Origin of the sequence: Acidovorax sp. Leaf73 (assembly GCF_916855635.1) — a bacterium.
Classification (GTDB): domain Bacteria; phylum Pseudomonadota; class Gammaproteobacteria; order Burkholderiales; family Burkholderiaceae_C; genus Acidovorax; species Acidovorax facilis.
The window spans coordinates 575,059-596,574 of record NZ_CAKASI010000003.1; the positions used below are offsets into that span (position 1 = coordinate 575,059).

At 65.3% G+C, this 21,516-nt stretch carries 24 protein-coding genes; 13 read left to right on the forward strand and 11 right to left on the reverse strand.

The window, feature by feature from the left end; genetic code table 11:
- The first annotated feature begins 192 nt into the window (after positions 1-192).
- From LPA35_RS12385 to LPA35_RS12420, 8 genes are all read left to right on the forward strand, one after another.
- Positions 193-1,512: an NAD(P)/FAD-dependent oxidoreductase gene (locus LPA35_RS12385; RefSeq protein ID WP_228897182.1), complete on the forward strand. Its 1,320-nt coding sequence runs from the start codon at positions 193-195 to the stop codon at positions 1,510-1,512.
- Positions 1,509-2,300: a DUF1365 domain-containing protein gene (locus LPA35_RS12390; RefSeq protein WP_228897183.1), complete on the forward strand. Its 792-nt coding sequence runs from the start codon at positions 1,509-1,511 to the stop codon at positions 2,298-2,300. The genes LPA35_RS12385 and LPA35_RS12390 overlap by 4 nt, the downstream gene beginning before the upstream one ends.
- Before the next feature lie 26 nt (positions 2,301-2,326).
- Positions 2,327-3,550: a cyclopropane-fatty-acyl-phospholipid synthase family protein gene (locus tag LPA35_RS12395; RefSeq protein ID WP_228897306.1), complete on the forward strand. Its 1,224-nt coding sequence runs from the start codon at positions 2,327-2,329 to the stop codon at positions 3,548-3,550.
- 89 nt (positions 3,551-3,639) lie between these two features.
- Complete coding sequence (locus tag LPA35_RS12400; protein ID WP_121421602.1) at positions 3,640-4,137, forward strand: chalcone isomerase family protein; 498 nt, start codon at positions 3,640-3,642, stop codon at positions 4,135-4,137.
- Positions 4,134-5,429 (forward strand): MFS transporter, encoded by a 1,296-nt coding sequence (locus LPA35_RS12405; protein ID WP_228897184.1) that lies wholly within the window; start codon positions 4,134-4,136, stop codon positions 5,427-5,429. The genes LPA35_RS12400 and LPA35_RS12405 overlap by 4 nt, the downstream gene beginning before the upstream one ends.
- Positions 5,430-5,455: 26 nt before the next feature.
- Positions 5,456-5,998 (forward strand): DUF3833 domain-containing protein, encoded by a 543-nt coding sequence (locus LPA35_RS12410; protein ID WP_228897185.1) that lies wholly within the window; start codon positions 5,456-5,458, stop codon positions 5,996-5,998.
- Positions 5,995-6,777, forward strand: coding sequence for an SDR family oxidoreductase (locus LPA35_RS12415; protein WP_121508179.1), 783 nt, complete (start codon positions 5,995-5,997; stop codon positions 6,775-6,777). The genes LPA35_RS12410 and LPA35_RS12415 overlap by 4 nt, the downstream gene beginning before the upstream one ends.
- Positions 6,778-6,782: 5 nt before the next feature.
- Positions 6,783-7,238 carry a nuclear transport factor 2 family protein gene (locus LPA35_RS12420; RefSeq protein WP_055394683.1) on the forward strand — a complete coding sequence of 152 codons (456 nt, stop codon included), beginning with the start codon at positions 6,783-6,785 and terminating at the stop codon, positions 7,236-7,238.
- A 30-nt stretch (positions 7,239-7,268) separates the two neighbouring features.
- On the opposite strand, the gene LPA35_RS12425 is transcribed toward LPA35_RS12420, so the two are convergent.
- The 8 genes from LPA35_RS12425 to LPA35_RS12460 form a co-directional block, all read right to left on the reverse strand.
- Entirely contained in the window at positions 7,269-8,174 is a 906-nt protein-coding gene (locus LPA35_RS12425) for a sugar phosphate isomerase/epimerase (RefSeq protein WP_228897186.1), read from the reverse strand.
- Between the two features lie 15 nt (positions 8,175-8,189).
- Positions 8,190-9,089 carry a VOC family protein gene (locus LPA35_RS12430; RefSeq protein WP_228897187.1) on the reverse strand — a complete coding sequence of 300 codons (900 nt, stop codon included), beginning with the start codon at positions 9,087-9,089 and terminating at the stop codon, positions 8,190-8,192.
- 36 nt (positions 9,090-9,125) lie between these two features.
- Entirely contained in the window at positions 9,126-9,989 is an 864-nt protein-coding gene (locus tag LPA35_RS12435; RefSeq protein ID WP_228897307.1) for a shikimate dehydrogenase, read from the reverse strand.
- Positions 9,990-10,120: 131 nt separating this feature from the next.
- Positions 10,121-11,125 (reverse strand): TRAP transporter substrate-binding protein, encoded by a 1,005-nt coding sequence (locus LPA35_RS12440; protein ID WP_228897188.1) that lies wholly within the window; start codon positions 11,123-11,125, stop codon positions 10,121-10,123.
- Between the two features lie 72 nt (positions 11,126-11,197).
- The gene (locus tag LPA35_RS12445; protein ID WP_228897189.1) at positions 11,198-12,478 is read right to left on the reverse strand and encodes a TRAP transporter large permease subunit; all 1,281 of its coding nucleotides are present in this window, start codon (positions 12,476-12,478) and stop codon (positions 11,198-11,200) included.
- A gap of 23 nt (positions 12,479-12,501) precedes the next feature.
- Positions 12,502-13,089: a TRAP transporter small permease gene (locus LPA35_RS12450; RefSeq protein ID WP_228897190.1), complete on the reverse strand. Its 588-nt coding sequence runs from the start codon at positions 13,087-13,089 to the stop codon at positions 12,502-12,504.
- Between the two features lie 181 nt (positions 13,090-13,270).
- On the reverse strand, positions 13,271-13,987 hold the full coding sequence (locus tag LPA35_RS12455; protein WP_228897191.1) for a TetR/AcrR family transcriptional regulator: 717 nt from the start codon (positions 13,985-13,987) through the stop codon (positions 13,271-13,273).
- Between the two features lie 69 nt (positions 13,988-14,056).
- A complete protein-coding gene (locus LPA35_RS12460) occupies positions 14,057-14,671 on the reverse strand; it encodes a glutathione S-transferase N-terminal domain-containing protein (RefSeq protein WP_055394547.1) in 615 nt (204 codons plus the stop codon).
- 119 nt (positions 14,672-14,790) lie between these two features.
- Here LPA35_RS12460 and purB point away from each other — a divergent pair, with 119 nt between their 5' ends.
- Positions 14,791-16,170, forward strand: a complete 1,380-nt coding sequence (gene purB / locus LPA35_RS12465) for an adenylosuccinate lyase (RefSeq protein ID WP_121421591.1) — start codon at positions 14,791-14,793, stop codon at positions 16,168-16,170.
- 79 nt (positions 16,171-16,249) lie between these two features.
- A complete protein-coding gene (locus LPA35_RS12470) occupies positions 16,250-16,810 on the forward strand; it encodes a YaeQ family protein (RefSeq protein WP_008903834.1) in 561 nt (186 codons plus the stop codon).
- Positions 16,811-16,885: 75 nt separating this feature from the next.
- On the opposite strand, the gene LPA35_RS12475 is transcribed toward LPA35_RS12470, so the two are convergent.
- On the reverse strand, positions 16,886-17,191 hold the full coding sequence (locus LPA35_RS12475; protein ID WP_228897192.1) for a DUF2007 domain-containing protein: 306 nt from the start codon (positions 17,189-17,191) through the stop codon (positions 16,886-16,888).
- A 94-nt stretch (positions 17,192-17,285) separates the two neighbouring features.
- On the reverse strand, positions 17,286-17,726 hold the full coding sequence (locus tag LPA35_RS12480) for a DUF3717 domain-containing protein (RefSeq protein WP_055394553.1): 441 nt from the start codon (positions 17,724-17,726) through the stop codon (positions 17,286-17,288).
- 488 nt (positions 17,727-18,214) lie between these two features.
- On the opposite strand from LPA35_RS12480, the gene LPA35_RS12485 reads away from it, so the two are divergent.
- The 3 genes from LPA35_RS12485 (at position 18,215) to LPA35_RS12495 (ending at position 19,926) form a co-directional block, all read left to right on the forward strand.
- Complete coding sequence (locus LPA35_RS12485) at positions 18,215-18,949, forward strand: TerC family protein (protein ID WP_055394555.1); 735 nt, start codon at positions 18,215-18,217, stop codon at positions 18,947-18,949.
- Between the two features lie 78 nt (positions 18,950-19,027).
- On the forward strand, positions 19,028-19,486 hold the full coding sequence (locus LPA35_RS12490) for a hypothetical protein (RefSeq protein ID WP_218300852.1): 459 nt from the start codon (positions 19,028-19,030) through the stop codon (positions 19,484-19,486).
- A gap of 86 nt (positions 19,487-19,572) precedes the next feature.
- A complete protein-coding gene (locus tag LPA35_RS12495) occupies positions 19,573-19,926 on the forward strand; it encodes a phage holin family protein (RefSeq protein WP_228897193.1) in 354 nt (117 codons plus the stop codon).
- Here the strand turns inward: LPA35_RS12495 and LPA35_RS12500 are convergent.
- Complete coding sequence (locus tag LPA35_RS12500) at positions 19,894-21,453, reverse strand: M48 family metalloprotease (protein WP_370641425.1); 1,560 nt, start codon at positions 21,451-21,453, stop codon at positions 19,894-19,896. The genes LPA35_RS12495 and LPA35_RS12500 overlap by 33 nt on opposite strands.
- Between the last annotated feature and the right edge of the window lie 63 nt (positions 21,454-21,516).

The window sequence follows — 21,516 nt, forward strand, 5'->3', positions numbered from 1 at the left end:
CTTCGCCAGCGTGACCCCACTCTATCCATTGCGCAAGACGATTGCGCAGCGTACAGTTTTAACGTTGCGAAGCCTTTCGGGCCCCCGGGTTCCGACTGACCTCCTGGAGCGCTTCTCCTCCCTCCCTCTCTTATTCGTTTCGGGACGCTTCGCAACCTTTTTATTCCGTGCACCGGCCAGAGGGAGCCGGTCATGAAAATCGCCATCATCGGCTCCGGCATCTCGGGGCTCTCGGTCGCGCACCAGCTGCGCGGCCAGGCGGACATCACACTGTTTGAGGCAGGCGACTACTTCGGCGGGCACACCCACACGGTCGATGTCACGCTACCCGATGCCTCGGGCACCCCCGTCGCCCACGGTGTGGACACCGGCTTTCTGGTGTTCAACGAGCGCACCTACCCCCACCTGATCCGCCTGCTGGCCGAGCTGGGCGTGGAGACCGCCAAGTCGGACATGTCGTTCTCGGTGCAGGTGCCGGGCGCCCTGAGCGGCCCTGGTGGTGGCCGCGCGCTGGAATGGAGCGGCACCAACCTCAGCACCGTGTTTGCCCAGCGCTCCAACCTGGTCAACCCGCGCTTTCTGGGCATGCTGCGCGACCTGCTGCGCTTCAACAAGCTGTGCACGCGCATTGCCGAAAAGCAGGCCGAGGCCGCGCTGATGCAGCCCCTGGGAGACTTCTTGCGCGAGCACCGCTTTGGCGACGCGTTCCGCGACTGGTACTTCTTGCCCATGCTGGGTTGCATCTGGAGCTGTCCCACCGACCAGATGCTGAAATTCCCGGTGGCCACCATGATCCGGTTCTGCCACAACCACGGCCTCATCCAGGTCAGCAACCGCCCGCAGTGGTGGACGGTGTCCGGTGGCGCACGCCACTACGTGGACAAGATCGTGGCGGGCATTGCCGACAAGCGCCTGAACACCCCCGTGCGCCGCATCGAACGCGACGCCGCCGGTGTGCGCGTGGTGACGGTAGGCCACACCGAACACTTTGACAAGGTGGTGCTGGCCACCCATTCGGACCAGTCGCTCGCCCTGCTGGCACAGCCCACGCCGCACGAGCGCGCGGTGCTGGGTTCCATTCGCTACCAGGCCAACCGCGCCGTGCTGCACACCGATACGTCCGTACTGCCCGAGCGCCGCGCCGCCTGGGCCGCGTGGAACTACGAACGTGCGCCGCAACGCAGCCGCGAGTCGGCCCGCGTGTGCCTGCACTACCTCATCAACCAGCTGCAGCCCGTGCCCTTTGCGCAGCCCGTGGTGGTGTCGCTGAACCCGGTGCGCGACATAGCGCCCGAACATGTGATCGGCAGCTACGAATACGCGCACCCGGTGTTCGACATGGCCGCCATCCGCGCGCAGCAGCAGGTGGGCAAGCTGCAAGGGCAGCAGCACACCTGGTTCTGCGGCGCCTGGACGGGCTACGGCTTCCACGAAGACGGTCTCAAATCGGGCCTGGCCGTGGCCGAGCAATTGCTGGCCGCCCTGCCAGCCCCCTTGGCGGAGGCTGCGTGAGCCACGCCCCGGCCCCACCCGCAGCGCCCCTCATCGGCTTCGGCCAGGTGCGCCACACGCGGCTGCGGCCCCGGCGGCACGCGTTTGCATACCCCACGTTTTTTCTGATGCTGCCCATGCGCAGCCTGCCCGGCCTGCACGGCGCGTTGGCCGTGAACCGGCGTGGCGCCATCAGCTTTCACGACGTGGACCACGGCGACGGCCGCAGTGCTGCGCAGGGCGGTGCGCTGGCCTGGCTCGATGAGCTGCTGCGCACCGAAGGCGTCACCGACGCCACGGGCGAGGTCTGGCTGCACTGCTATCCGCGCGTGCTGGGCTACACCTTCAAGCCCGTGAGCTTCTGGTACTGCCACCGCGCCGACGGCCACCTGCGTGCCATCGTGGTGGAGGTCAACAACACCTTTGGCGAGCGCCACTGCTACCTGCTGGATGCGCCGCAGTACGGCGTGGAGCAGCAGGCGCGCAAGGTGTTCCACGTCTCGCCGTTCTGTGAGGTGAACGGGGGCTACCGCTTTCGCTTCATGCGTACCGAGGCGGGGGCACAGGACGCGGGCCGCACTGTGGTGCGCATCGACCACGACGACGACACCGGCCCACTCATCCAGACCAGCGTGAGTGGCACCTTGCAGGCCATCACCCCGCAGACCCTGCGCCAGGCGCTTTGGGGCTACCCCGCCATGACGTTGGCCATCATTGCCCGCATTCACTGGCACGCGCTGCAGCTGTGGCTCAAGCGCGTGCGTTTCCACCGCAAGCCCGAGGCGCCTGCATCCATCGTGACCCGCTGAATTCCATGACGAACGAGAACGCCGCCATGAACTCCACCACCGCCCCCCGCACCGCCCTGGCCCTGCCCGCTGGCACCCCGGCTGCCGCCCGCACGGCGCTCAAGCTGCTGCAGCGCCTGCAGCATGGCCACCTCACGGTGCAGCTGCCCGACGGCACGCTGCAGCACTTCGGCCACGGTGATGGCCCCTCGGCGGCCATCACGCTCAAGAACTGGAACGTGTGCAGTGCCGCACTCCGGTCGGGCGACATCGGCTTTGCCGAGAGCTACATCGCAGGCGACTGGACCACGCCGCACCTCACCGACCTGCTCAAGCTCTTCATCGCCAACCGCCAGCAGGTGGAAGGCGTGATCTACGGCACCTGGGCCGGGCGTCTGCTGTACCGCATCAAGCATTTGCTCAACCGCAACACCCGCGCCAACAGCCAGAAGAACATCCACGCCCACTACGACCTGGGCAACGCGTTCTACGAACTCTGGCTGGACGACACGATGAACTACTCGTCCGCCTGGTTCGAGGGTGATGCAGGCGGCGACATGCGCATTGCCCAGCACGCCAAGGTGCGCCGCGCGCTGCGCATGGCGGGGGTGGAGCCAGGTGCCCGGGTGCTGGAGATTGGCTGCGGCTGGGGTGCGCTGGCCGAGATGGCGACCGTGGAATTCGGCGCCCACCTGACGGGAGTGACACTCTCCACCGAGCAGCTCGCATTCGCACAAAAGCGCATGGCACAGCAGGGGGTGGCCGAGCACGCCGACCTGCGCCTGCAGGACTACCGTGACATCCAGGACGGTCCGTACGACGCCATCTGCTCCATCGAGATGGTCGAGGCCGTGGGCCGCGAATACTGGCCCACCTATTTCCAGTCGGTGAACCGCCTGCTCAAGCCAGGTGGCAAGGCCTGCATCCAGAGCATCGTGATCGACGACAGCCTGTTCGAGCGCTACATCAGTTCCACGGATTTCATCCAGCAGTACATCTTCCCCGGAGGCTGCCTGCCGTGTCCGCGCGAGTTCCGCCGAGAGGCCGAGGCGGCAGGCCTGCGCGTGGTCGACGAGTTTGCGTTTGGCCAGGACTACGCCGAAACCCTCAAGCGCTGGCGCGAGCGCTTTCTGGCGCAGCGCACGCAAATCCTGCAGCTGGGGTTTGACCAGCGCTTCCTGCACATCTGGGAGTTCTACCTGGCGTACTGCGAAGCGGCATTTGCGATGAGCAACATCGACCTGGTGCAGTACACGCTGGTGAAGGATTGAATGCTATGAAAAACATAGCTATTACCGCTTTATGGATAAGCGCTGGAGCATTTTTTTATTCAAATTCCGCTATCGCGCAGGCCGTGCCAATGGCCCAGGCGGCAGAGTCGGCCACCGCCACGCCCCTGTCAGGCGTGCGCCTGGCGGGCCAGGGCGTGCTCCGGTTTCTGGGCTTCGAGATCTACCGCGCCCGCCTGTGGGTGCAGCCCGGCTTTGACGCAGACAACTACGGCGCCCAGCCGTTGGCGCTGGAGCTGACCTACCACCGCGACTTCACGGCCGAGGCCATCGCCAAACGCTCACTGGAAGAGATGCGCCGCGTGGGCAGCTTCACGCCCCAACAGGCCACGCGCTGGCAGCAGGCGCTGCAGGCCGCGTTGCCGGATGTGAAGTCGGGCGACCGCCTGCTGGGCATTCACCAGCCGGGCGTGGGTGCGGTGTTCAAGATGGCGGGGCGTGTCGTCGGTGAGGTGCCGGACGCCGAGTTCTCGCGCCTGTTCTTTGGCATCTGGCTGTCTCCGCAGACCTCCGAACCAGGGCTGCGCCAGGAATTGCTGGCCGCCACCCGCACTGCAGGCCAACCATGACCTCCACGCAGCCCATCCGCGCCAGCGCAGGCCTGGCCTATGGGCTGCTGGGCCTGCCGCTGGCGTTTGTGGCGCTGCCGCTGTATGTGCTGCTGCCCAACCACTATGCGCGCGAATTTGGCATGCCCCTGGCCACGCTGGGCTCGGTGCTGCTGGCAGCGCGGCTGTTTGATGCGTTCACCGACCCGCTGCTGGGCCGCCTGTCTGACTACCTCTTCGGCCGCTCGGTGCGCGCCGTGCTGGCGGTGGGCGCGGTGTCGGCGGTGGTGCTGGCACTGGGGCTGAGCAGCCTGTTCTTTCCGCTGGTGCGGGGGGCCGATGCGCTCATTGCCTGGGCACTGGTGGCATTGCTCATCACTTACACCGCCTACAGCCAGCTCAGCATTGCACACCAGTCCTGGGGCGCGCGCCTGGGCGGCGACGAGCTGCAGCGTGGCCGCATCGTGGCCTGGCGCGAGGGTGCTGCGCTGGTCGGCGTGGTGCTGGCATCGGTGCTGCCCGCGCTGCTGGGCCTGCCGGTGATGCTCAGTGTGTTTGCCATCACCCTGCTGCTAGGCTGGTGGGCCTGGACCAGAGCCCCTCGCCCCGCAGCGCATGCGGGTGTCGCCGTGGCCGGTGTGTACCGCCCCCCGCAGCGCGCCAGCCTGTGGCGGCCCTGGGGCCGCCCTGCCTTCCGCCGCCTGCTGGCGGTGTTCATGCTCAACGGCATTGCCAGCGCCATACCGGCCACGCTGGTGCTGTTTTTTATTCAGGACCGGCTGCAGGCCCCAACCGCGCAGGAGCCCATGTTCCTCGCGGCCTATTTCGTGTGCGCTGCGCTGTCCATCCCGCTGTGGCTGCGTGCCGTGGCGCGCTGGGGCCTGGCGCGCACCTGGTTGGCGGGCATGCTGCTGGCGATTGCCGTGTTTGTGTGGACTGCGTTTCTGGGCGCGGGTGATGTGGTGCCGTTCCTCGTCGTCTGTGCGCTGTCCGGCGTGGCCCTGGGCACCGATCTGGCCCTGCCCAGCGCCTTGCTGGCTGGCGTGATTGCCGCCGAGGGCGACAGCGGCCAGCACGAGGGCGCGTACTTTGGCTGGTGGAACTTTGCCACCAAGCTCAACCTGGCACTGGCGGCAGGCCTGGCGCTGCCCCTGCTGGGATGGCTGGGCTACAGCCCCGGAACGCGCAGCGATGACGGTTTGCAGACCCTCGGCCTGGCCTATGCAGTGCTGCCCTGCGTGCTCAAGTTCACCGCTGCGGCCGCGCTCTATCTCCTCATCCTGCGCCGCCCGCGTGGCGCGGCGACTGTCTGAATTCGAACCGACCAAGGCCCACCACCATGATGCAAAGACGTCTCCTCCTTTCGGCCGCTGTGGCCGCACCCATGGTGCTGTCTGGCTGCGCCAGCCAGAACCTCGATGGCTACGCCAGCGAAAAACCGGTGCTGGACCTGGCCCAGTATTTCAACGGCAAGATCGACGCCTACGGCATCTTCCAGGACCGCAGCGGCCAGATCGTCAAGCGCTTCACCGTGGTCATGGACTGCAGCTGGAAAGGCAACGAGGGCGTGCTCGACGAAGCCTTCACCTACTCCGACGGCACCACGCAGCGCCGCATCTGGCGGCTGACGAAGCATGCCGACGGCCGCTACACCGGCACCGCCGACGATGTGGTGGGCACGGCCAACGGCCAGACGCGTGGCAACGCCTTCCGCTGGAACTACACGCTGGCGCTGCCCGTGGATGGCAAGGTCTACAACGTGGACCTGGACGACTGGATGTACCTCATTGACGACCGCGTGATGCTCAACCGCGCCACCATGAGCAAGTTCGGCGTGCGCCTGGGCGAGATCACCCTGTCCTTCACCAAACGCGCACCATGAGCCTCAACCCACCCCTGCGCGACTGGCATGGCCGCCGGGCCTGGCTCATCGGGGCCAGCAGCGGCATTGGCCGGGCCACAGCGGCTGCGCTGCATGCGCGCGGCGCGCAGGTCATCGTGTCGGCGCGCAGTGGTGATGCGCTGAACGCCTTTGCCCGGCAGCACCCCGGCAGCACGGCGCTGGCTTTTGACACCGCCGAACCGGCACAGGTGCAGGCCGCCGCCGCGCAGGTGCTGGCGGGTGGTGTTCCCGACATGGTGTGCTATTGCGCGGGCTACTACCGCGACATGCGCGCCACCGACTTCGACCTGGACGTGATGCTGCGCCACGAGCAGATCAACTACAACGGCGTGCTGCATGTGCTGGCTGGCGTGTTGCCCGCCATGCTGACCGCAGCGCAGGCCGGGCGCCCGGGCCATGTGAGCCTGATCAGCAGCGTGGCGGGCTTTCGGGGGCTGCCCAAGAGCCTGGCCTATGGGCCGACCAAGGCGGCGCTCATCAACCTGGCCGAGGCGCTCTACCTGGACCTGCATGACCTGGGCATGGGCGTGAGCGTGATCAACCCGGGCTTTGTGGCCACGCCGCTCACGGCGGGCAACGACTTCACCATGCCGGCCCTCATCTCACCCGAAGCTGCGGCGGCTGCCATCGTGCAGGGCTGGGAGCGGGGGCATTTCGACATCCACTTTCCCAAGCGCTTCACGCGGGTGATGAAACTGCTGCGTGTGCTGCCGTATCGGTGGTACTTTCCGGCGGTTCGCAAATTCACAGGTCTTTGAACGGTATGCACCCACCGGAAACCACGATCGCTACGGAAGAAGCCGTTACGCGCGTCATTGCGTTTTTTGAAAACCTGTCGCCCGCCGATGTGGCGACCATCGGCCAGTTCTATGGGCCTCAGGCGCGCTTCAAGGATCCGTTCAACGAGGTGGTGGGCGTGCCTGCCATCCAGGGCATCTTTGCCCACATGTTCGAGGCACTGGAGCAGCCGCGTTTTGTGGTCACCGGCCGCGTGGTGCAGGGGCAGCAATGTTTTCTGACCTGGGACTTCCTGTTCGCCTTCAAGGACTTCCACAAGGGCGTGACGCAGACGGTGCGCGGTGCCTCGCACCTGGTGCTGGACGAACAAGGCCTGGTGAGCTTGCACCGCGACTATTGGGACGCTGCCGAAGAGCTGTACGAAAAGCTGCCCGTGGTGGGCGCACTGATGCGCTGGCTCAAGAAGCGCGCCAACAGCTGATCGTTGGCCGCTGCCGCTTTGACGCGTTGGTCACGCCAGGGTCTTGATGCGCGGGTGCCCGGGCAGCGGCACGGCGCGCTGCAGCACCCCCTCCGCCAGCCACAGCGCACTGTTCCACGCGCGTTGCGCCACATAAGGCAGCGGCAGCTGCTGGTAGTCGTCGTTGAAAACCTCGAAGCTGTAGTCGCCCTGGTAGCCCATGCCATCGAGCGTGCGCACCAGCTCGGCGAGGGCCTGGCTGTGCACGCCCTCGCCAGGGAACACGCGAAAGTGCCGCGCGGTCTCGATGCGCTCCTGCACCGTGCGGGTCTCCTGCCACATGAAGTCTGACAGCTGCACCAGATAGATCTTCTCGGGGTCCACATCTTCCAAGGCCGAGAGCGGCGTGCTGGTGGCGAACTGGTGGTACGAGTCGATCGCCAGACCGAGGTTGGGGCAATCGGCCTGCTCCACTGCGGCCCAGGCCTGGTGCACTTCGTTGATGTGGCGGCCCCACGAGAGGCCTTCAAACGCCACACGGATGCCATGGGGCAGCGCCAGCAGCGCAAGCTTGCGCAGGTCGCGTGCAATGGCCTCGGCATCCGCCGTGGCGTGCGATGACGTGGAGCTGCAGGCCAGCAGCACGGGCGCGCCCAGGTCGCGCGCCATCAGGATCATCTGCTTGGCAATGTCCACCTTGTAGCTGTGCAGGTGGCCCGACAGGCCCTCGAAGTCGCGCAGCACCTGGAAACCCGTCACGCGCAGGCCGCTGTTGCGCACCGCGTGCACAGCGGCTTCGATGCCCTCGGGGTGGCCCACGATGTCGCGCGCGGCCAGCATGATTTGGCCAAAGCCGGCGGCTTTCACGGCGGCCAGCTTGGCCTCCAGTGAGCCCGCCAGGCTGATGGTGTCCATGCCGAAATCGGCGACGTTGCGTTGCATGGTGGATTGGCGCATGGGCGGTCTCCAGGCTCAGCGGGCGTCGAGCACCAGCTCGAAGCTGGGCGATGCGGTGTCGGCGCGCGTGAGGGCACCGCGCGTGCCGGTGTGCACGCCCGTGGGCGACTCGACAAACTCCACGCCGCGCGCACGCAGCGCTTGCACCGTGGCCAGCACGTCGGGTGTGCCAAAGGCCACGCGCTGCAGCAGCTCCTCGGGGTCGGCATCCAGCGCATCGACGAGCGGTTCAATCAGCTGCCAGTGCAGCGTGCCGCAGGGGCTGGCCAGGATGCGGCCATGGGTGAGCACGCCAAACGACTGGTCGGGTGCCAGCTCGGCAAAACCGAACAGCTCGCTGTAGAAATGGATCCAGTCAGCGGCGCGGCCCAGGCCGATGTACTGCACCACGCCAAACAGGTGCAGGCCCTGCAGCGCAGGCGGGCGCGGGTTGACGGTGGGGATGGGCACAAAGTCCACGTCGTAGATCGAGAACTCCTTCCAGCGGTCCACAAAGTAGATGCGGCTCGCGCCCACGCCGTGGATGGCGGGGATGTTCAGCTCCATCACCTCGACCTCGGTGTGCACGGCCCACGCGCCCAGTTCCAGCACGCGGCGAAATGCTGCGGCTGCATTGCCCACGCGGAAGGCGATGGCGGCCAGCACCGGTGTTTCCGTGAGTGCGGGCGGCGCATGCACACCGGTGCGTTCGGTGTCCTGGTGCGCGTTGACGATGATGTTCATGTCACCCTGGCGGTACAGCAGCACTTCGCGCGAGCGGTGGCGCGCCACGGGCTGAAAACCCATGCGCTCCAGCGCCTGGCCCAGCGCCTGCGGTCGGCTGGTGGCGTATTCGATGAACTCGATGCCCTGCAGGCCCAGGGGGTTGGGCATGTCGCCCAGCGCTTCGCGGGTGGCCACCATCGGGGTGCTCATGGGTTCAGCTCCTTGTGTTGTCGTGCGCGGAAGGGGTCAGCGGGCGCTGCTGACCAGTCGGCGGAAATGTGCGTCCATGCGGGCGGCGTCAGGGGCCTCGCCGGTGAACAGCTCAAACGCTCCCACGGCCTGGCCCACGGCCATGCCGCCGCCGTCCGATACCCGGCAGCCCAGCGCGCGTGCAGCCTGCACCAGGGCGGTGTCGAGCGGGAAATACACGACTTCGGACACCCACATGGCGGGGCGCAGCAGGCCCACGTCCAGCGGCAGGCCCGGCAGCTTGTCCATGCCCGTGGGCGTGGCGTGGATCAGCCCGGTGGCGTGGGCCATGGCCGAGCGGATCTCACCGGCCTCGGCGCGCGCGCCGTAGAGCGCATTCACGTCGGCGGCCAGTTGTGCGGCGCGTTCAGGTTGTGCATCGACGATGCTCAGATGCTGTGCACCCAGGCGCAGCACTGCGTGTGCAATCGCAGCGCCCGCGCCACCCGCACCCAGCAGCACCACGCGGCGCAGGTCAGCGCCGGGCAGTGCGCGGGTAAAGCCCCAGGCCCAGCCCGATCCATCGGTGTTGTGCCCTACCAGTTGTCCGTCGCGGATGACCACCGTGTTCACTGCGCCCATGGCGCGCGCTTCCTCGGACAGGCTGTCGAGGTGAGGGATCACGGCCTGCTTGCAGGGGTAGGTCACGTTGCAGCCCGCATAGCCCATGATGCGCGCCGCAGACAACAGCGTGGGCAGATGCTCCGCCGACGAAGCAGAGCGGTCCAGGTCGATGAGCTGGTAGTGCAGACGCATGCCGTGGTGGCGCGCCTCTTCCTCGTGCAGGGCCGGCGACAGCGACTTCTGGATGCCGGCGCCGATCAGCCCGATCAGCACCTTGCGGGGGCTAGTGGAAGACATGGTGGACGTGGTGGGGATGACCGGGGGATCGAGGAGCTGGAGGCTCATGGGGCGGGCGGAATGCGGGGTGAGCGCGCTGCCGGGTTGGTGGTGTGTTCACCGCACGGCAGCGCAGGGGTTGCAGCGGTTGCTTACTTGCCGCCGCGCAGTTTGGCCAGCGTGGAATAGACCTCTTGCACGGTCTCGGCACCCACCTTCTCGCTGTGTTTTTCAACGACGGGTTTCACCTTGGCGCGCAGCTTGTCCAGCTCGGCAGGCGAGAACTCGGACACCTGCATGCCCGCCTTCTTGAGGTCTTCGAGCGCCACGTTGGCCTGCACGCGCGACACGCCGCGCTGGAAAGTCGTGGCCTCGGCCATCGCGTCGTTCAGCGCCTTCTGGTCAGCGGGGTTCAGGCTGTCCCAGAACTTCTTGCTCACGATCACGGCCTGGGGGTTGTACATGTGGCGCGTGACGGTGAGGTACTTCTGCACCTCGGCAAACTTGGACGACAGGATGGTGGAGAACGGGTTCTCCTGGCCGTCCACGGCCTTCTGTTCCATGGCGGTGTACAGCTCGGGGAAAGGCATGGGCACGGCATTGGCGCCCAGCGCGTTGAAGAGGTCGATGTAGATCGGCGACTGGATCACGCGAATCTTGAGACCCGCGATGTCCTCGGCCTTGGTGATGGGTTTCTTGCTGTTGGTGAGGTTGCGGAAACCCAGCTCCCAATAGCCCAGACCGACCAGGTTTTTGGCTTGCAGCTTGTCGAGCAGTTTCTTGCCGAAGGGGCCGTCGGTCACGGCGTCGGCCTCTTGGGGCGTGGCGAACAGGAACGGGAAGTCGTAGATGCCGAATTCCTTGGCCTGGGCCGACAAGATGCCCGCGTTGAGTACGGTCATCTCCACCGTGCCGCCCTGCAGGGCCGACACGGTCTGCAGGTCACCGCCCAGCGTGCCGCCGGGGAAGAGCTTGACGGCAATGCGGCCGCCGGTCTTGGCCGCCACGAGGTCGGCAAACTTTTGCGCGCCCTGGGCCTGGGGGTGGTCCTTCTGGTTCTGGAAGGCGAACTTGATGGTGCGCTCCTGGGCGTGTGCAGCGGGCAGCAGCGACGCGGCAACGAGGGCGGTGGTGAGCAGGGTTTTGAGCAGCTTCATGGAAATGTCTCCTTGAGTTTTAGGCGGGGCAGAAACGGAGCGGAAAGAAAAGGGCCGGGGCGCAGATGGGGGTCAACCACCCAACCAGCGCAGCGGCACCATGACGATGGAGGGGAACAGCACCAGCAGGAACATCACGGCCAACTGGGCCAGCATGAAGGGCGTGACGCCGCGTGTGACCTGCGACATGGACATGCGCCCCACCCCGGCCACCACGTTGAGCACCGTGCCCACGGGTGGGGTGATGAGCCCGATGGCGTTGTTGATGATGAAGAGCACGCCGAAGTACACCGGGTCGATGCCTGCAGCCTTGACCACCGGCATCAGCACGGGCGTAAGGATGAGGATGGTGGGCGTCATGTCCATGGCCGTGCCCACCACCATGACCAGCAGCATGATGGCGATCAGCAGCAGCGTTGGGTTGCCCATGAAGGGCTCCAGCATGCCGATGACCTTGGAGGGCAGGTCGGCCACGGTGATCAGCCAGGCAGACACCATGGCGGCAGCCACCAGGAACATCACCACCGCGCTGGTGCGGGCCGAGGCGCGGAAGATATCGGCCAGCTGGTGCCAGCTCAGCTCGCGGTAGACCACCATGGACACGAACAGCGCATACACGGCGGCCACCACGGCGGCTTCGGTGGGAGTGAAGACGCCCATGCGCAGCCCCACCAGGATGATGATGGGCAGGCCCAGCGCCCACACGGCTTCGCGCAGGGCCACGGCCAGTTCAGCACGGGTGGCCCGCTTGGGGGGCGCCACATCTTCGCGCCGCACCAGCCACCACCACGTAAGGGCCAGCGCCAGCCCCAGCAGGATGCCGGGCACGATACCTGCGAGAAACAGCTTGCTGATGGACACGTTGGCCGCCACACCAAAGATCACGAAACCGATGGACGGCGGGATCACGGGGGCGATGATGCCGGCCGACGCTATGAGCCCGGCCGAGCGTTCCTTGTTGTGGCCCGCAGCCACCATCATGGGCAGCAGCAGGGAGGCCAGCGCTGCAGCATCGGCCACGGCCGAGCCCGACACGGCGGCCAGGATCACCGCCGCCATGATGGCCACATAGCCCAGGCCGCCGGGTACATGGCCCACGAGCGTGAGCGCGAGTTTCACGATGCGCTTGGACAGGCCGCCCACATTCATGATCTCGCCCGCCAGCATGAAGAAGGGCACGGCCAGCAGCGGAAAGCTGTCGGCGCCGTTGATCACGTTCTGCGCCAGGATCTGCGCGTCGAACAGGTCCAGATGCCACATCAGCGCCACGCCGCTGATGAGCAGCGCAAAGGCGATGGGAATGCCGATCGCCATGGCGAGCAGCAGGGAGCCGAGGAAGATGGTGACGGTCATGGTGGAGAGCCTGTGCGGAGGGTTCAGGGGCGGTGGCTGCCGGGCGCTTCGTGGGATGCATCGGCGCCCGCAGGGCGGTGCGCGAGGGCCGCCAGTTCTTCGCTCTCCTGCACCATGACCAGCTCATGCTCCGCCAGCGGAACGAACAGGGTGCGCAGCAGGTCGTGCAGCAAGATGGCAATCCCCGACCCGCCCATCAGCACGCCACTGGCGTAGAAGATGCCCACCGAGGCGCCGGTCACGGGTGCTTCGGTGTCCCAATTAATCAGCATCTGGGCCCAGCTGCCACTGAGCAGCAGCCACGACACGTACAGCATGGCGATCTGTGCCAGCACCAGGCAGGCCTTCTTGCCCACAGCGGGCAGGCGCGACACCAGCGCATCCGTGCCCAGGTGGCCATGTTCGCGCAGCGCGACCACGGCGCCCATGAAGGTCAGCCACACAAACAGCCAGCGCGAGAGTTCTTCCGACACGGTGATGCCGGAGTTCATGGTGTAGCGCAGCACCACATTGCCAAACACCAGCACCACCATCACCGCCAGGCACAGGCCAGCCAGTGCATCCAGCACGCGGGTGTATCCCCGCAGCACGCGGTCGGCCAGTGCAAACATGGTGTCTCCAGTCGTTGTATTGAAACGTTGGAATAATTTTGTACGAACTGGTTAGTATTTGATCTAGGTGCAAACCCTGCATGGTTTGTCATGGCAGCACGCAGCCATGCACGGCGCGCGCGCAGGGTGCTGATGAGGAGCTTTTTGACGCGGGCCGGTGTGCGCGCCAGGGCCGGGAAGGTCAGGGCCGCAGAAAGCGCACGATCATCTCGATGATCGATTCACGGCGTTGCGCCGTGGCGGCGGGGGTGTCGAGGGAGCGCTTGAAAATTGCGCCAAAGGTGTGGCGGTTGGCCTCGTTGAAGAAGCACAGGGCCGAGATGGACATGTGCAGGTCCACCGGGTCCACGTCGGGGCGGAACACACCCGCCGCCACGCCACGCTGGTACACATCGCGCACGGCATGGATGACGGGGATGTTCAGTTCCTGGATCGTGGCCGACTTGGTGATGTACTCGCCCCGGTGCATGTTCTCGTTCATCACCAGGCGGATGAAGTCGGGGTTGGCGAGCTGGTAGTCCACCGTGAAGCCCACCAGCGTGCGCAGGGCCTGCTCGGGCGCCAGGTCTTCCAGGTGCAGCTCCGATTCGATGCGCCGGATGCGGCGGTAGGCCTCCTCCAGCACCGCGACATACAGACCTTCCTTGCTACCGAAGTAGTAGTAGATCATGCGCTTGCTGGTGCTGGTCAGTGCCGCGATCTCGTCGATGCGTGCCCCGGCCAGGCCCTTGTCCGCAAACTCTGCCGTGGCTACCTGCAGGATGTTGGCCATCGTGCGGTCGGGGTCGTTGACGCGCACCCTGTCCGCCCCGGGCGTGGTGGCGGCCTCGCGCGCTGCGCGCTGGCGGGTGGCCCGTACATCACCGGGTTTCGGAGGGTTTTGAACCATTTCGTTCATAAGCGCCCAAGCATACGGCAAGCCAGGCGCAGGGGGTTCAAAAAACCAATGCCCGCTCTCGCTGGCCGCTCAGGACGGTTTGGTATCGGCGAAGCTAGGGCGCAGCATCAGCTTGTCGAGCAGCTTGCCCAGGTTGGGGTACTCGCTGCGCCAGGCGATGTCGGGGAATCGGAATTCCAGCCAGCCTAGGGCGCAGCCCACGGCGATGTCGGACAGACTGAGGTGGATGCCGCTGCAATACGGCTTGTCGCCCAGGCCCTGGCTCATGGACTTGAGGCCGTCGTTCACCTTGATCAGCTGGCGGTCGATCCAGGCCTGGCTGCGCTCGCTGTCCTTGCGGTGGGCCCAGGTGGCTTCCAGGCGGGCCAGGATGGCGGCATCCATCACACCATCTGCCAGTGCCTCCCAGGTCTTGACCTCGGCGCGTTCGCGGCCTTGCGACGGGATCAGCTTGCCCACGGGCGACAGGGTGTCGAGGTATTCGACGATCACGCGGGAGTCAAAAACGGCCTCGCCGCCTTCCATTACCAGGCAGGGCACTTTGCCCAAGGGGTTGGAGGTGGAAATATGGGTGTCGTCTGCCCAGACGTTTTCTTGCACGAACTGGTAGTCGAGCTTTTTCTCGGCCATCACGATACGTACCTTGCGTACGTAGGGGCTGGCGGTGGCTCCGATCAATTTCATGGTGTGTCTTCCAGGGCGCGGGGTAGGCTGAACGATTCGAGATTGATTCTATCGGCAGCTGCCCGCCCGCAAGCTGACGGCTGCGTGGCGCTTACACACCACGCCTACAATGGCGCGCCATGAGCCTGTCCACCATTACCGCCCTGTCGCCGCTTGACGGCCGTTACGCCAGCAAACTTGCCGCCCTGCGCCCCATCATGAGCGAACACGGCTACATGCACCGCCGTGTGCAGGTGGAAGTGGCCTGGTTCATTGCCCTGTCGGATGCCGGTTTCGCCGAGTTCAAGCCCCTGACCACGGGCGCCCGCGCCTATCTGCTCGGCCTGATCAAGAACTTCTCCGAAGCTGACGCCGCCGCCATCAAAGAGATCGAAAAAACAACAAACCACGACGTCAAGGCCGTCGAATACTGGATCAAGAGCAAGTTCGAGGCGCGCCCCGAGCTGGAAAAGGCCTCCGAATTTGTGCACTTTGCCTGCACCAGCGAAGACATCAACAACACGAGCCACGCGCTGCAGCTGCGTTCAGGTCGCGACCAGGTCATCCTGCCGGGCCTGGACCGCATCGTGCTCAAGCTGCGCGAAATGTCGCACGCCTTTGCCGATGTGCCCATGCTCAGCCGCACCCACGGCCAGACCGCCAGCCCCACCACCGTGGGCAAGGAAATGGCCAACGTGGTGATGCGCCTGCAAACGGCCTGCGAGAAGATCGCCGCCGTCAAGATCATGGGCAAGATGAACGGCGCCGTGGGCAACTACAACGCCCACCTGTCCGCCTGGCCTGAGTTTGACTGGGAAGCCTTCAGCAAGAAGGTCATCGAAACGCCCGAACCGCTGGGCCTGGGCCTGACCTTCCAGCCGTACTCGATCCAGATCGAGCCGCACGACTACATGGCCGAGCTGTTCGATGCCGTGGCCCGCGCCAACACCATCCTGATCGACCTCTCGCGCGACATCTGGGGCTATGTGAGCCTGGGCTACTTCAAGCAGCGCCTGAAGGCGGGCGAGATTGGTTCCAGCACCATGCCGCACAAGGTCAACCCGATTGACTTTGAAAACGCCGAAGGCAACCTGGGCCTGGCCAACGCGCTGCTCAAGCACCTGTCTGAAAAGCTGCCCATCAGCCGCTGGCAGCGGGATCTGACCGACAGCACCGTGCTGCGCAACATGGGCGTGGCCCTGGGCTACGCGGCGCTGGCCTATGCCTCGCTGTTGACCGGCCTGAACAAGCTGGAGCTGAATGAAGAAGCGCTGGCCGAAGACCTGGATGCTTCGTGGGAAGTGCTGGCCGAGCCCATCCAGACGGTGATGCGCCGCTTTGGTGTGCAGGGCGCTTACGAAAAGCTCAAGGAAGTGACCCGTGGCAAGACCGTGACCGCCGAGGCGCTGCACGGCCTGATCGCCTCGCTGGAAATCCCCCAGGCCGAAAAAGACCGCCTTCTGGCCATGACGCCCGGCAGCTATGTGGGCAAAGCCGCCGAACTCGCACGGCGCGTCTAGCCTGCAGATTTATAGCCTTTCTGGCCTCCAGCGCTTGTAGATAAAGCGCTGGCAGCTATCTATTTAGTAGTGAGGCTGCATGGCCATCAAATCCACCATCTTCAAGGCGAACCTCCAGATCGCCGACATCGACCACGGCTACTACGCTGACCACGCCCTCACGCTGGCGCGCCACCCCAGCGAGACCGACGAGCGCATGATGGTCCGGCTGGCTGCTTTGGCCATCCAGGCGCACCAGCTCAACGACCTCTGCAACGGCGACGCCACGCTGGCATTTGGTGCGGGTCTGTCGGACCCGGATGACCCGGATGCCTCGCTCACCGACTTTACCGGCCGCAAGCGCGTGTGGATTGAGGTGGGCCAGCCCGAAGACAAGCCGCTCACCAAGGCCTGCAGCAAGGCCGATTCTGTGATCGTCTACTGCTTCAACCACGCCGCAGAGATCTGGTGGAAAGGCATCGAGACCAAACTGTCACGCCTGGAAAAGCTGCAGGTCTGGCGCATCCCCACGGAGGCATCCCAGGCACTGGCGCAGCTGGCCGAGCGCAGCATGCAACTGCAGGCTACGGTGCAGGAAGGCGCGATCACCCTGAGCAGCACGCAGGGCAGTGTGCATGTGGAGCCCGTCCGATGGAAGTGACTGGAATACTGGTCAAAATGGCCTATGGCGCTTGATGGATAAGCGCTAACAGCTATCAATTTGGTAGTTTCTGACTCAGTTCCGTGGCATGAGCGCGCCACACTGCCAGCACTGCTCGAATCCGCCTTCGACCGTCTCGCCGCACTGGCATGCCCAGCGGCGCTGTGGCAAATCCTGAAGCTCCTGCAGCAGCGCGCGTGCGCGGGTGGCGTGTTCGTCGTAGTCCAGCCAGATTTCGGGCAGGCACTGGTCCGGCGGCAGGTGCCCCGCCGCGGCACCCAGATACTGGCGCTGCACGGAGGCCGTCATGCCCGCTTCGCACAACAAGTCCGCCCACAACGTGGCGATGGCGATGTTCGGGGCTTGGGTGAGGCGCAGCATGGGCCCACCATAGCCGTTTGACCGCCGGGCGTACAGCCCCCGTATGTTTGCAGCTTGCGAGGCGGGGCGACGTGTTGAAAAGAAAAGGAGCGGGTTACGCCGCGCCCGCTGGCGCCGGCGCTTTGGAAACCCCTTCGGCCGCCCGTTCTGCATAGCGGTTGAACCGCCACGCAGAGTGCTCCAGCGTGATGCGTCGCCACACCGCGCGTTTTTCGGCAGGGCCCATCGCGGGCCAGAACTGCACTTCGTCAAACGTGCGCCCGCACCCTTTGCACAGGTCGTCGCCCTGGCTGGTGGAGCAGATGGCGATACAGGGCGTGTCAGGCGTGGTGCCGTACCAGGCATGCCAGGCGTCCAGGGCATCCGGGGGCAGGCGGTCTTCTTCCACCACGTCCTCGCGCCGGAACACCATCTGCGCATAGACCTCTGCCAGCGCGCGGATCTCCGGGGCCAGGGAGACTCCGTCGGGCGAAGGCACCCGGCTGCGCCAGTGGTTGATGGCGGCTTCGATGTCGGTGATGTGGATGGCGGCCATGGAGGTTTGAGCGAAGGGGCTGGATCATAGCCGCGCGGACAAGGCAACCCTGGCAAAGGTGTTTTGCAGGGAGCTTCGGCCCCTTTGGGGCAGCCTTTGAGGGGGTGTGTACGCAATAACCACAATCGCGCTGCCCTTGCGCGACCGTGCGGGCGATGTTCCAATCGACGCTTCGAAGGGGAGTAGCTCCCGACTTGCATTCCGGCATTGCCAAATTTTGGTGCGTGGGGGCGCGAGGCATCGGAACCGTCGTCAGTACGAAGCGAAACATCGCTTCCGGCGGTCCGGGTTCAGCGCATACCGCAAGGGCGCCGGGCTGAGCAAGACCTTTGATGGGCCCGCTGGGGCTGATCAAGGCCGTCCTTTCGTTGCTTGCCCTGTCAGGGCAGTCCTTGATCCCCCGACCGCAGGCCCTTTATCCCTTGGGTGGACTCGGCGCTACAGTGGCGGCGAACTCCCCCTTCGCGTGTATTGATACTGAGGAATTTATGGACTTTTTGGCTTCGCCCGAATTCTGGCTCGCACTCGGCCAGATCATCATCATCGACATCTTGCTGGGCGGCGACAACGCGGTGGTCATCGCGCTGGCCTGCCGCAAGCTGCCTCCGGCCCAGCGTACCAAGGGCATCATCTGGGGCACTGCCGGGGCTATTGTTCTGCGTGTGATCCTGATCGCCTTTGCGATGACCCTGCTGGCGCTGCCGTTCCTCAAGTTCGTGGGCGCGCTGTTGCTGGTGTGGATTGGCGTCAAACTGCTGGCTCCCGATGAAGAGGGCCACGGTGACGTGCAAGGCAGCGACAAGCTGCTGGCCGCCATCAAGACCATCATCGTGGCCGACCTGGTGATGAGCGTGGACAACGTGATCGCCATTGCGGGCGCTGCGCAGAATGCGGGCGAGCACCAGTTCCTGCTGGTCGTGCTGGGCCTTCTGATCTCTATCCCGATCATCGTCTGGGGTAGCCAGCTGGTCATCAAGCTCATGGAGCGTTTCCCGATGATCATCACGGCGGGCGGCATGCTGCTGGGCTGGATCGCTGGCGGCATGCTGGTGACGGACCCTGCTTTCTCGAACCCCGACAAGTGGCAGTGGATGCTGAAACTGCCACAGACAGACATGATCAAGTACGGTGCCAGCGTGGCGGGTGCGCTGCTGGTTCTGCTGGCTGGCAAGATCATCGTTGCGCGCCGCGCGGCGGCGGCACCTGCCGAGCAGCAGGGCTAAAGGCAGACATACGGAACCGACCATTGCAAAAGGGGGCTTTATGCCCCCTTTTGTCCTTGGTCCTCAATGGGAGTCGGTATGGACAGAGTCATCGTGTATGTGGACGACGCGGTTTATGCGCAGCAGGTGCTGGCACCTTTGTTCGCGCGCGACGCGGCTGCCAGAACACAATGGGTGCTGGTGGCCTGTGCGCCACGGATGACCCATCGCATCAGCAAGTGGGTAAGCCACAGCGCCCGTGAAAACTGGCGAGCCAAGTGGGCTGACAAGCTGTTTGCCCAGATCCTTCCCGTGCTGCGGGTGCCCACGGACAGAGTGACCACCGTACTGGCCAAGGGGCCGCTGGCGGAGCTGACCGATCAGTTGCAGGCTGCAGGCGCCTCCGTGGCCCAGGTGGTAGATGCGCGCCGGCCCAAGACGGATTTGGCACAGGAGCCTGCGCCTGTGCGCCCGGACAAAGGCTGGTCGCCAATGCCAGGAACGCTGGGCAGCCTGCTCACGGGTTGCGGAGCGTTGTGGATGCTGGCTTTCGAATAGGCAGTCAGCGCGCGGGCTGACTGCCAGGGGCTTGGCTCCCGTTTTGCGCATTTCTTGGTTCCCTCGGCCGGTGCTATTCTCCGGCCATGAAACTCCTCCTGAAATGGCTTCTCAGCGCTGCATCGCTGCTGTTTGTGGCCTATGTCTACAGCGGTGTGGAAGTGCAGAGCTTCACCTCCGCGCTGATCGCGGCCTTTGTCGTTGGCCTGTTCAACGTGGTGTTGCGGCCCGTGCTGGTGGTGCTGACGCTGCCGGTCACCATCGTCACCGTCGGCCTTTTTCTCTTCGTCATCAACGCGCTCATGTTCTGGGCCGCCGCCAGCGTACTGGACGGGTTCCACGTCAATGGCTTCGGCGCGGCGCTGCTCGGGTCGCTGATCTATTCGCTGCTGGGTGTGCTGATTGAATCAGCGCTCGGCGGCCTGTTCGCGAAGAAGTGACTCCACCGCGCGCAGCCGGGTGTCGATGATGGACGCCTCAATGTGGTCCACCTGCGGTCCACCCCGCCGCGCCAGATCCTGGCCCGCCTTGAAGCGGTCTACCGCAGCTGCATAGTCATAGCGTGCGGCGTGGGCTTCTGCCTCGGCGCGCACTGCGCGCAGTGCCTGGCCTTGAGCCTGCCAGGTGGACGCCAAAAGCTGCCACGCCGTCGCATCCCGGGGGTGTGTGGCCACCCAGGTTTGCAGGGCGCTGGTTCCTTCGGCAGCGCGCCCAGCGCGCAGCAAGGCCTGTGAGCGCAAAACCAGTTCAGGGCGCCGGTTGCTGCTGCTGGTGGTGTTGGTCGCATCGGCAGCCAGTGCGTTGACTGCGGCGGCAGCGTCGCCAGCGGCCAGTTCGATTTCGGCGGCGAGCAGCTTTGCAAGTCGGTGGGCAGCGGCATCATTGCGCACCAGGTCCTCCAGCTTCTTTGCGGCAGTGCGGGCACCTGCAGCGTCCCGAAGCTGGTTGCTGCCCAGCGCAGCCGCGTACAGCGCGCCCACACGCCGGGAGGCGGGCAGGGCTGCAAAACCGGAACCTTGCGGCTCGGCAATCCACTGGCGCAAGGTGTCCACGCCGGGGTTGGCCAATACCCGGGCACGCGCTGCAACCATGGCGTGTTCCAGGGTCGATGGCACTGTGGCCGCTGCGGAAGCCTCTCCGGGCGGAAGGCGCGAATGCATGTCTGCCATGCGCTCGGTGGTCAGCGGGTGGCTGCGCAGATATGGCCACGAACCGTTGTCGTTGAGCCGGTTGGCCTGCTGGAGCTTGTCGAACATGCTGACAAAGCCCTGCGGTGCAAACCCGGCGGGGGCCATCAGGCCATAGCCAATGCGGTCCGCCTCGCGCTCCATGTCGCGCGAAAAGTTCAGCTGGTTCTGCATGGCCAGCGCCTGCCCCCCCACCACCAGCGCCTGCGTGGCGCCCGGATTCTTGCTGGCCGCCAGCGCGCCCAGAATCATCGCCCCCAGCAGCAGGGGCGTCTGCTTGCTTTGCTGGGTGATGAGGCGCGAGATGTGGCGCTGGGTGACGTGGCTGAGCTCGTGGGCCAGCACCGAGGCCAGCTCGTCGCGGGTGGTAACGACCCCGATCAGGCCAAGGTGCACGCCCAGATAGCCGCCCGGCAACGCAAACGCGTTCACCGTGCGGTCGCGCCCCAGCAGGATCTCCCACGCGAAGCGCTCATCCAGCTCTGGCGAGAGCTCCCCACGCGCCTTGGCGGCAGCCATCAAAGGGCGCCAGATACCTTGCACATAGTCGGCAATGACGGGGTCGTCGATGTAGTCGGGGTCTCTGTAGAGTTCGCGGATGATGCGGTCACCCAGGCGGCGCTCGGCGCTGGTGGTGAGGTCGCTGGGGTCGCCGAGGGTGGGCAAGGCCGTCTGGGCACTCGCCACTGGTGCGTACAAAATGCTGTTTGCTATAAAAATAATAGCTATTAGCGCTTTCTGAACAAGCGCTACAAGCCATTTTTGTTGAAATTTTTGCACGAAGGTCCTTTGTCCACCCTCAGGGCCATGCACATGCGTTGCCCTGTACGACTAACGCCTTAT

Excerpts from the sequence above, each read along its gene's own strand:
- LPA35_RS12385 (WP_228897182.1), top strand. The coding sequence starts at position 193 with ATGAAAATCGCCATCATCGGCTCCGGCATCTCGGGGCTCTCGGTCGCG.
- LPA35_RS12395 (WP_228897306.1), top strand. The coding sequence starts at position 2,327 with ATGAACTCCACCACCGCCCCCCGCACCGCCCTGGCCCTGCCCGCTGGC.
- LPA35_RS12400 (WP_121421602.1), top strand. The coding sequence starts at position 3,640 with ATGGCCCAGGCGGCAGAGTCGGCCACCGCCACGCCCCTGTCAGGCGTG.
- LPA35_RS12405 (WP_228897184.1), top strand. The coding sequence starts at position 4,134 with ATGACCTCCACGCAGCCCATCCGCGCCAGCGCAGGCCTGGCCTATGGG.
- LPA35_RS12410 (WP_228897185.1), top strand. The coding sequence starts at position 5,456 with ATGATGCAAAGACGTCTCCTCCTTTCGGCCGCTGTGGCCGCACCCATG.
- LPA35_RS12415 (WP_121508179.1), top strand. The coding sequence starts at position 5,995 with ATGAGCCTCAACCCACCCCTGCGCGACTGGCATGGCCGCCGGGCCTGG.
- LPA35_RS12420 (WP_055394683.1), top strand. The coding sequence starts at position 6,783 with ATGCACCCACCGGAAACCACGATCGCTACGGAAGAAGCCGTTACGCGC.
- LPA35_RS12425 (WP_228897186.1), bottom strand. The coding sequence starts at position 8,174 with ATGCGCCAATCCACCATGCAACGCAACGTCGCCGATTTCGGCATGGAC.
- LPA35_RS12430 (WP_228897187.1), bottom strand. The coding sequence starts at position 9,089 with ATGAGCACCCCGATGGTGGCCACCCGCGAAGCGCTGGGCGACATGCCC.
- LPA35_RS12435 (WP_228897307.1), bottom strand. The coding sequence starts at position 9,989 with ATGTCTTCCACTAGCCCCCGCAAGGTGCTGATCGGGCTGATCGGCGCC.
- LPA35_RS12440 (WP_228897188.1), bottom strand. The coding sequence starts at position 11,125 with ATGAAGCTGCTCAAAACCCTGCTCACCACCGCCCTCGTTGCCGCGTCG.
- LPA35_RS12445 (WP_228897189.1), bottom strand. The coding sequence starts at position 12,478 with ATGACCGTCACCATCTTCCTCGGCTCCCTGCTGCTCGCCATGGCGATC.
- LPA35_RS12450 (WP_228897190.1), bottom strand. The coding sequence starts at position 13,089 with ATGTTTGCACTGGCCGACCGCGTGCTGCGGGGATACACCCGCGTGCTG.
- LPA35_RS12455 (WP_228897191.1), bottom strand. The coding sequence starts at position 13,987 with ATGAACGAAATGGTTCAAAACCCTCCGAAACCCGGTGATGTACGGGCC.
- LPA35_RS12460 (WP_055394547.1), bottom strand. The coding sequence starts at position 14,671 with ATGAAATTGATCGGAGCCACCGCCAGCCCCTACGTACGCAAGGTACGT.
- purB (WP_121421591.1), top strand. The coding sequence starts at position 14,791 with ATGAGCCTGTCCACCATTACCGCCCTGTCGCCGCTTGACGGCCGTTAC.
- LPA35_RS12470 (WP_008903834.1), top strand. The coding sequence starts at position 16,250 with ATGGCCATCAAATCCACCATCTTCAAGGCGAACCTCCAGATCGCCGAC.
- LPA35_RS12475 (WP_228897192.1), bottom strand. The coding sequence starts at position 17,191 with ATGCTGCGCCTCACCCAAGCCCCGAACATCGCCATCGCCACGTTGTGG.
- LPA35_RS12480 (WP_055394553.1), bottom strand. The coding sequence starts at position 17,726 with ATGGCCGCCATCCACATCACCGACATCGAAGCCGCCATCAACCACTGG.
- LPA35_RS12485 (WP_055394555.1), top strand. The coding sequence starts at position 18,215 with ATGGACTTTTTGGCTTCGCCCGAATTCTGGCTCGCACTCGGCCAGATC.
- LPA35_RS12490 (WP_218300852.1), top strand. The coding sequence starts at position 19,028 with ATGGACAGAGTCATCGTGTATGTGGACGACGCGGTTTATGCGCAGCAG.
- LPA35_RS12495 (WP_228897193.1), top strand. The coding sequence starts at position 19,573 with ATGAAACTCCTCCTGAAATGGCTTCTCAGCGCTGCATCGCTGCTGTTT.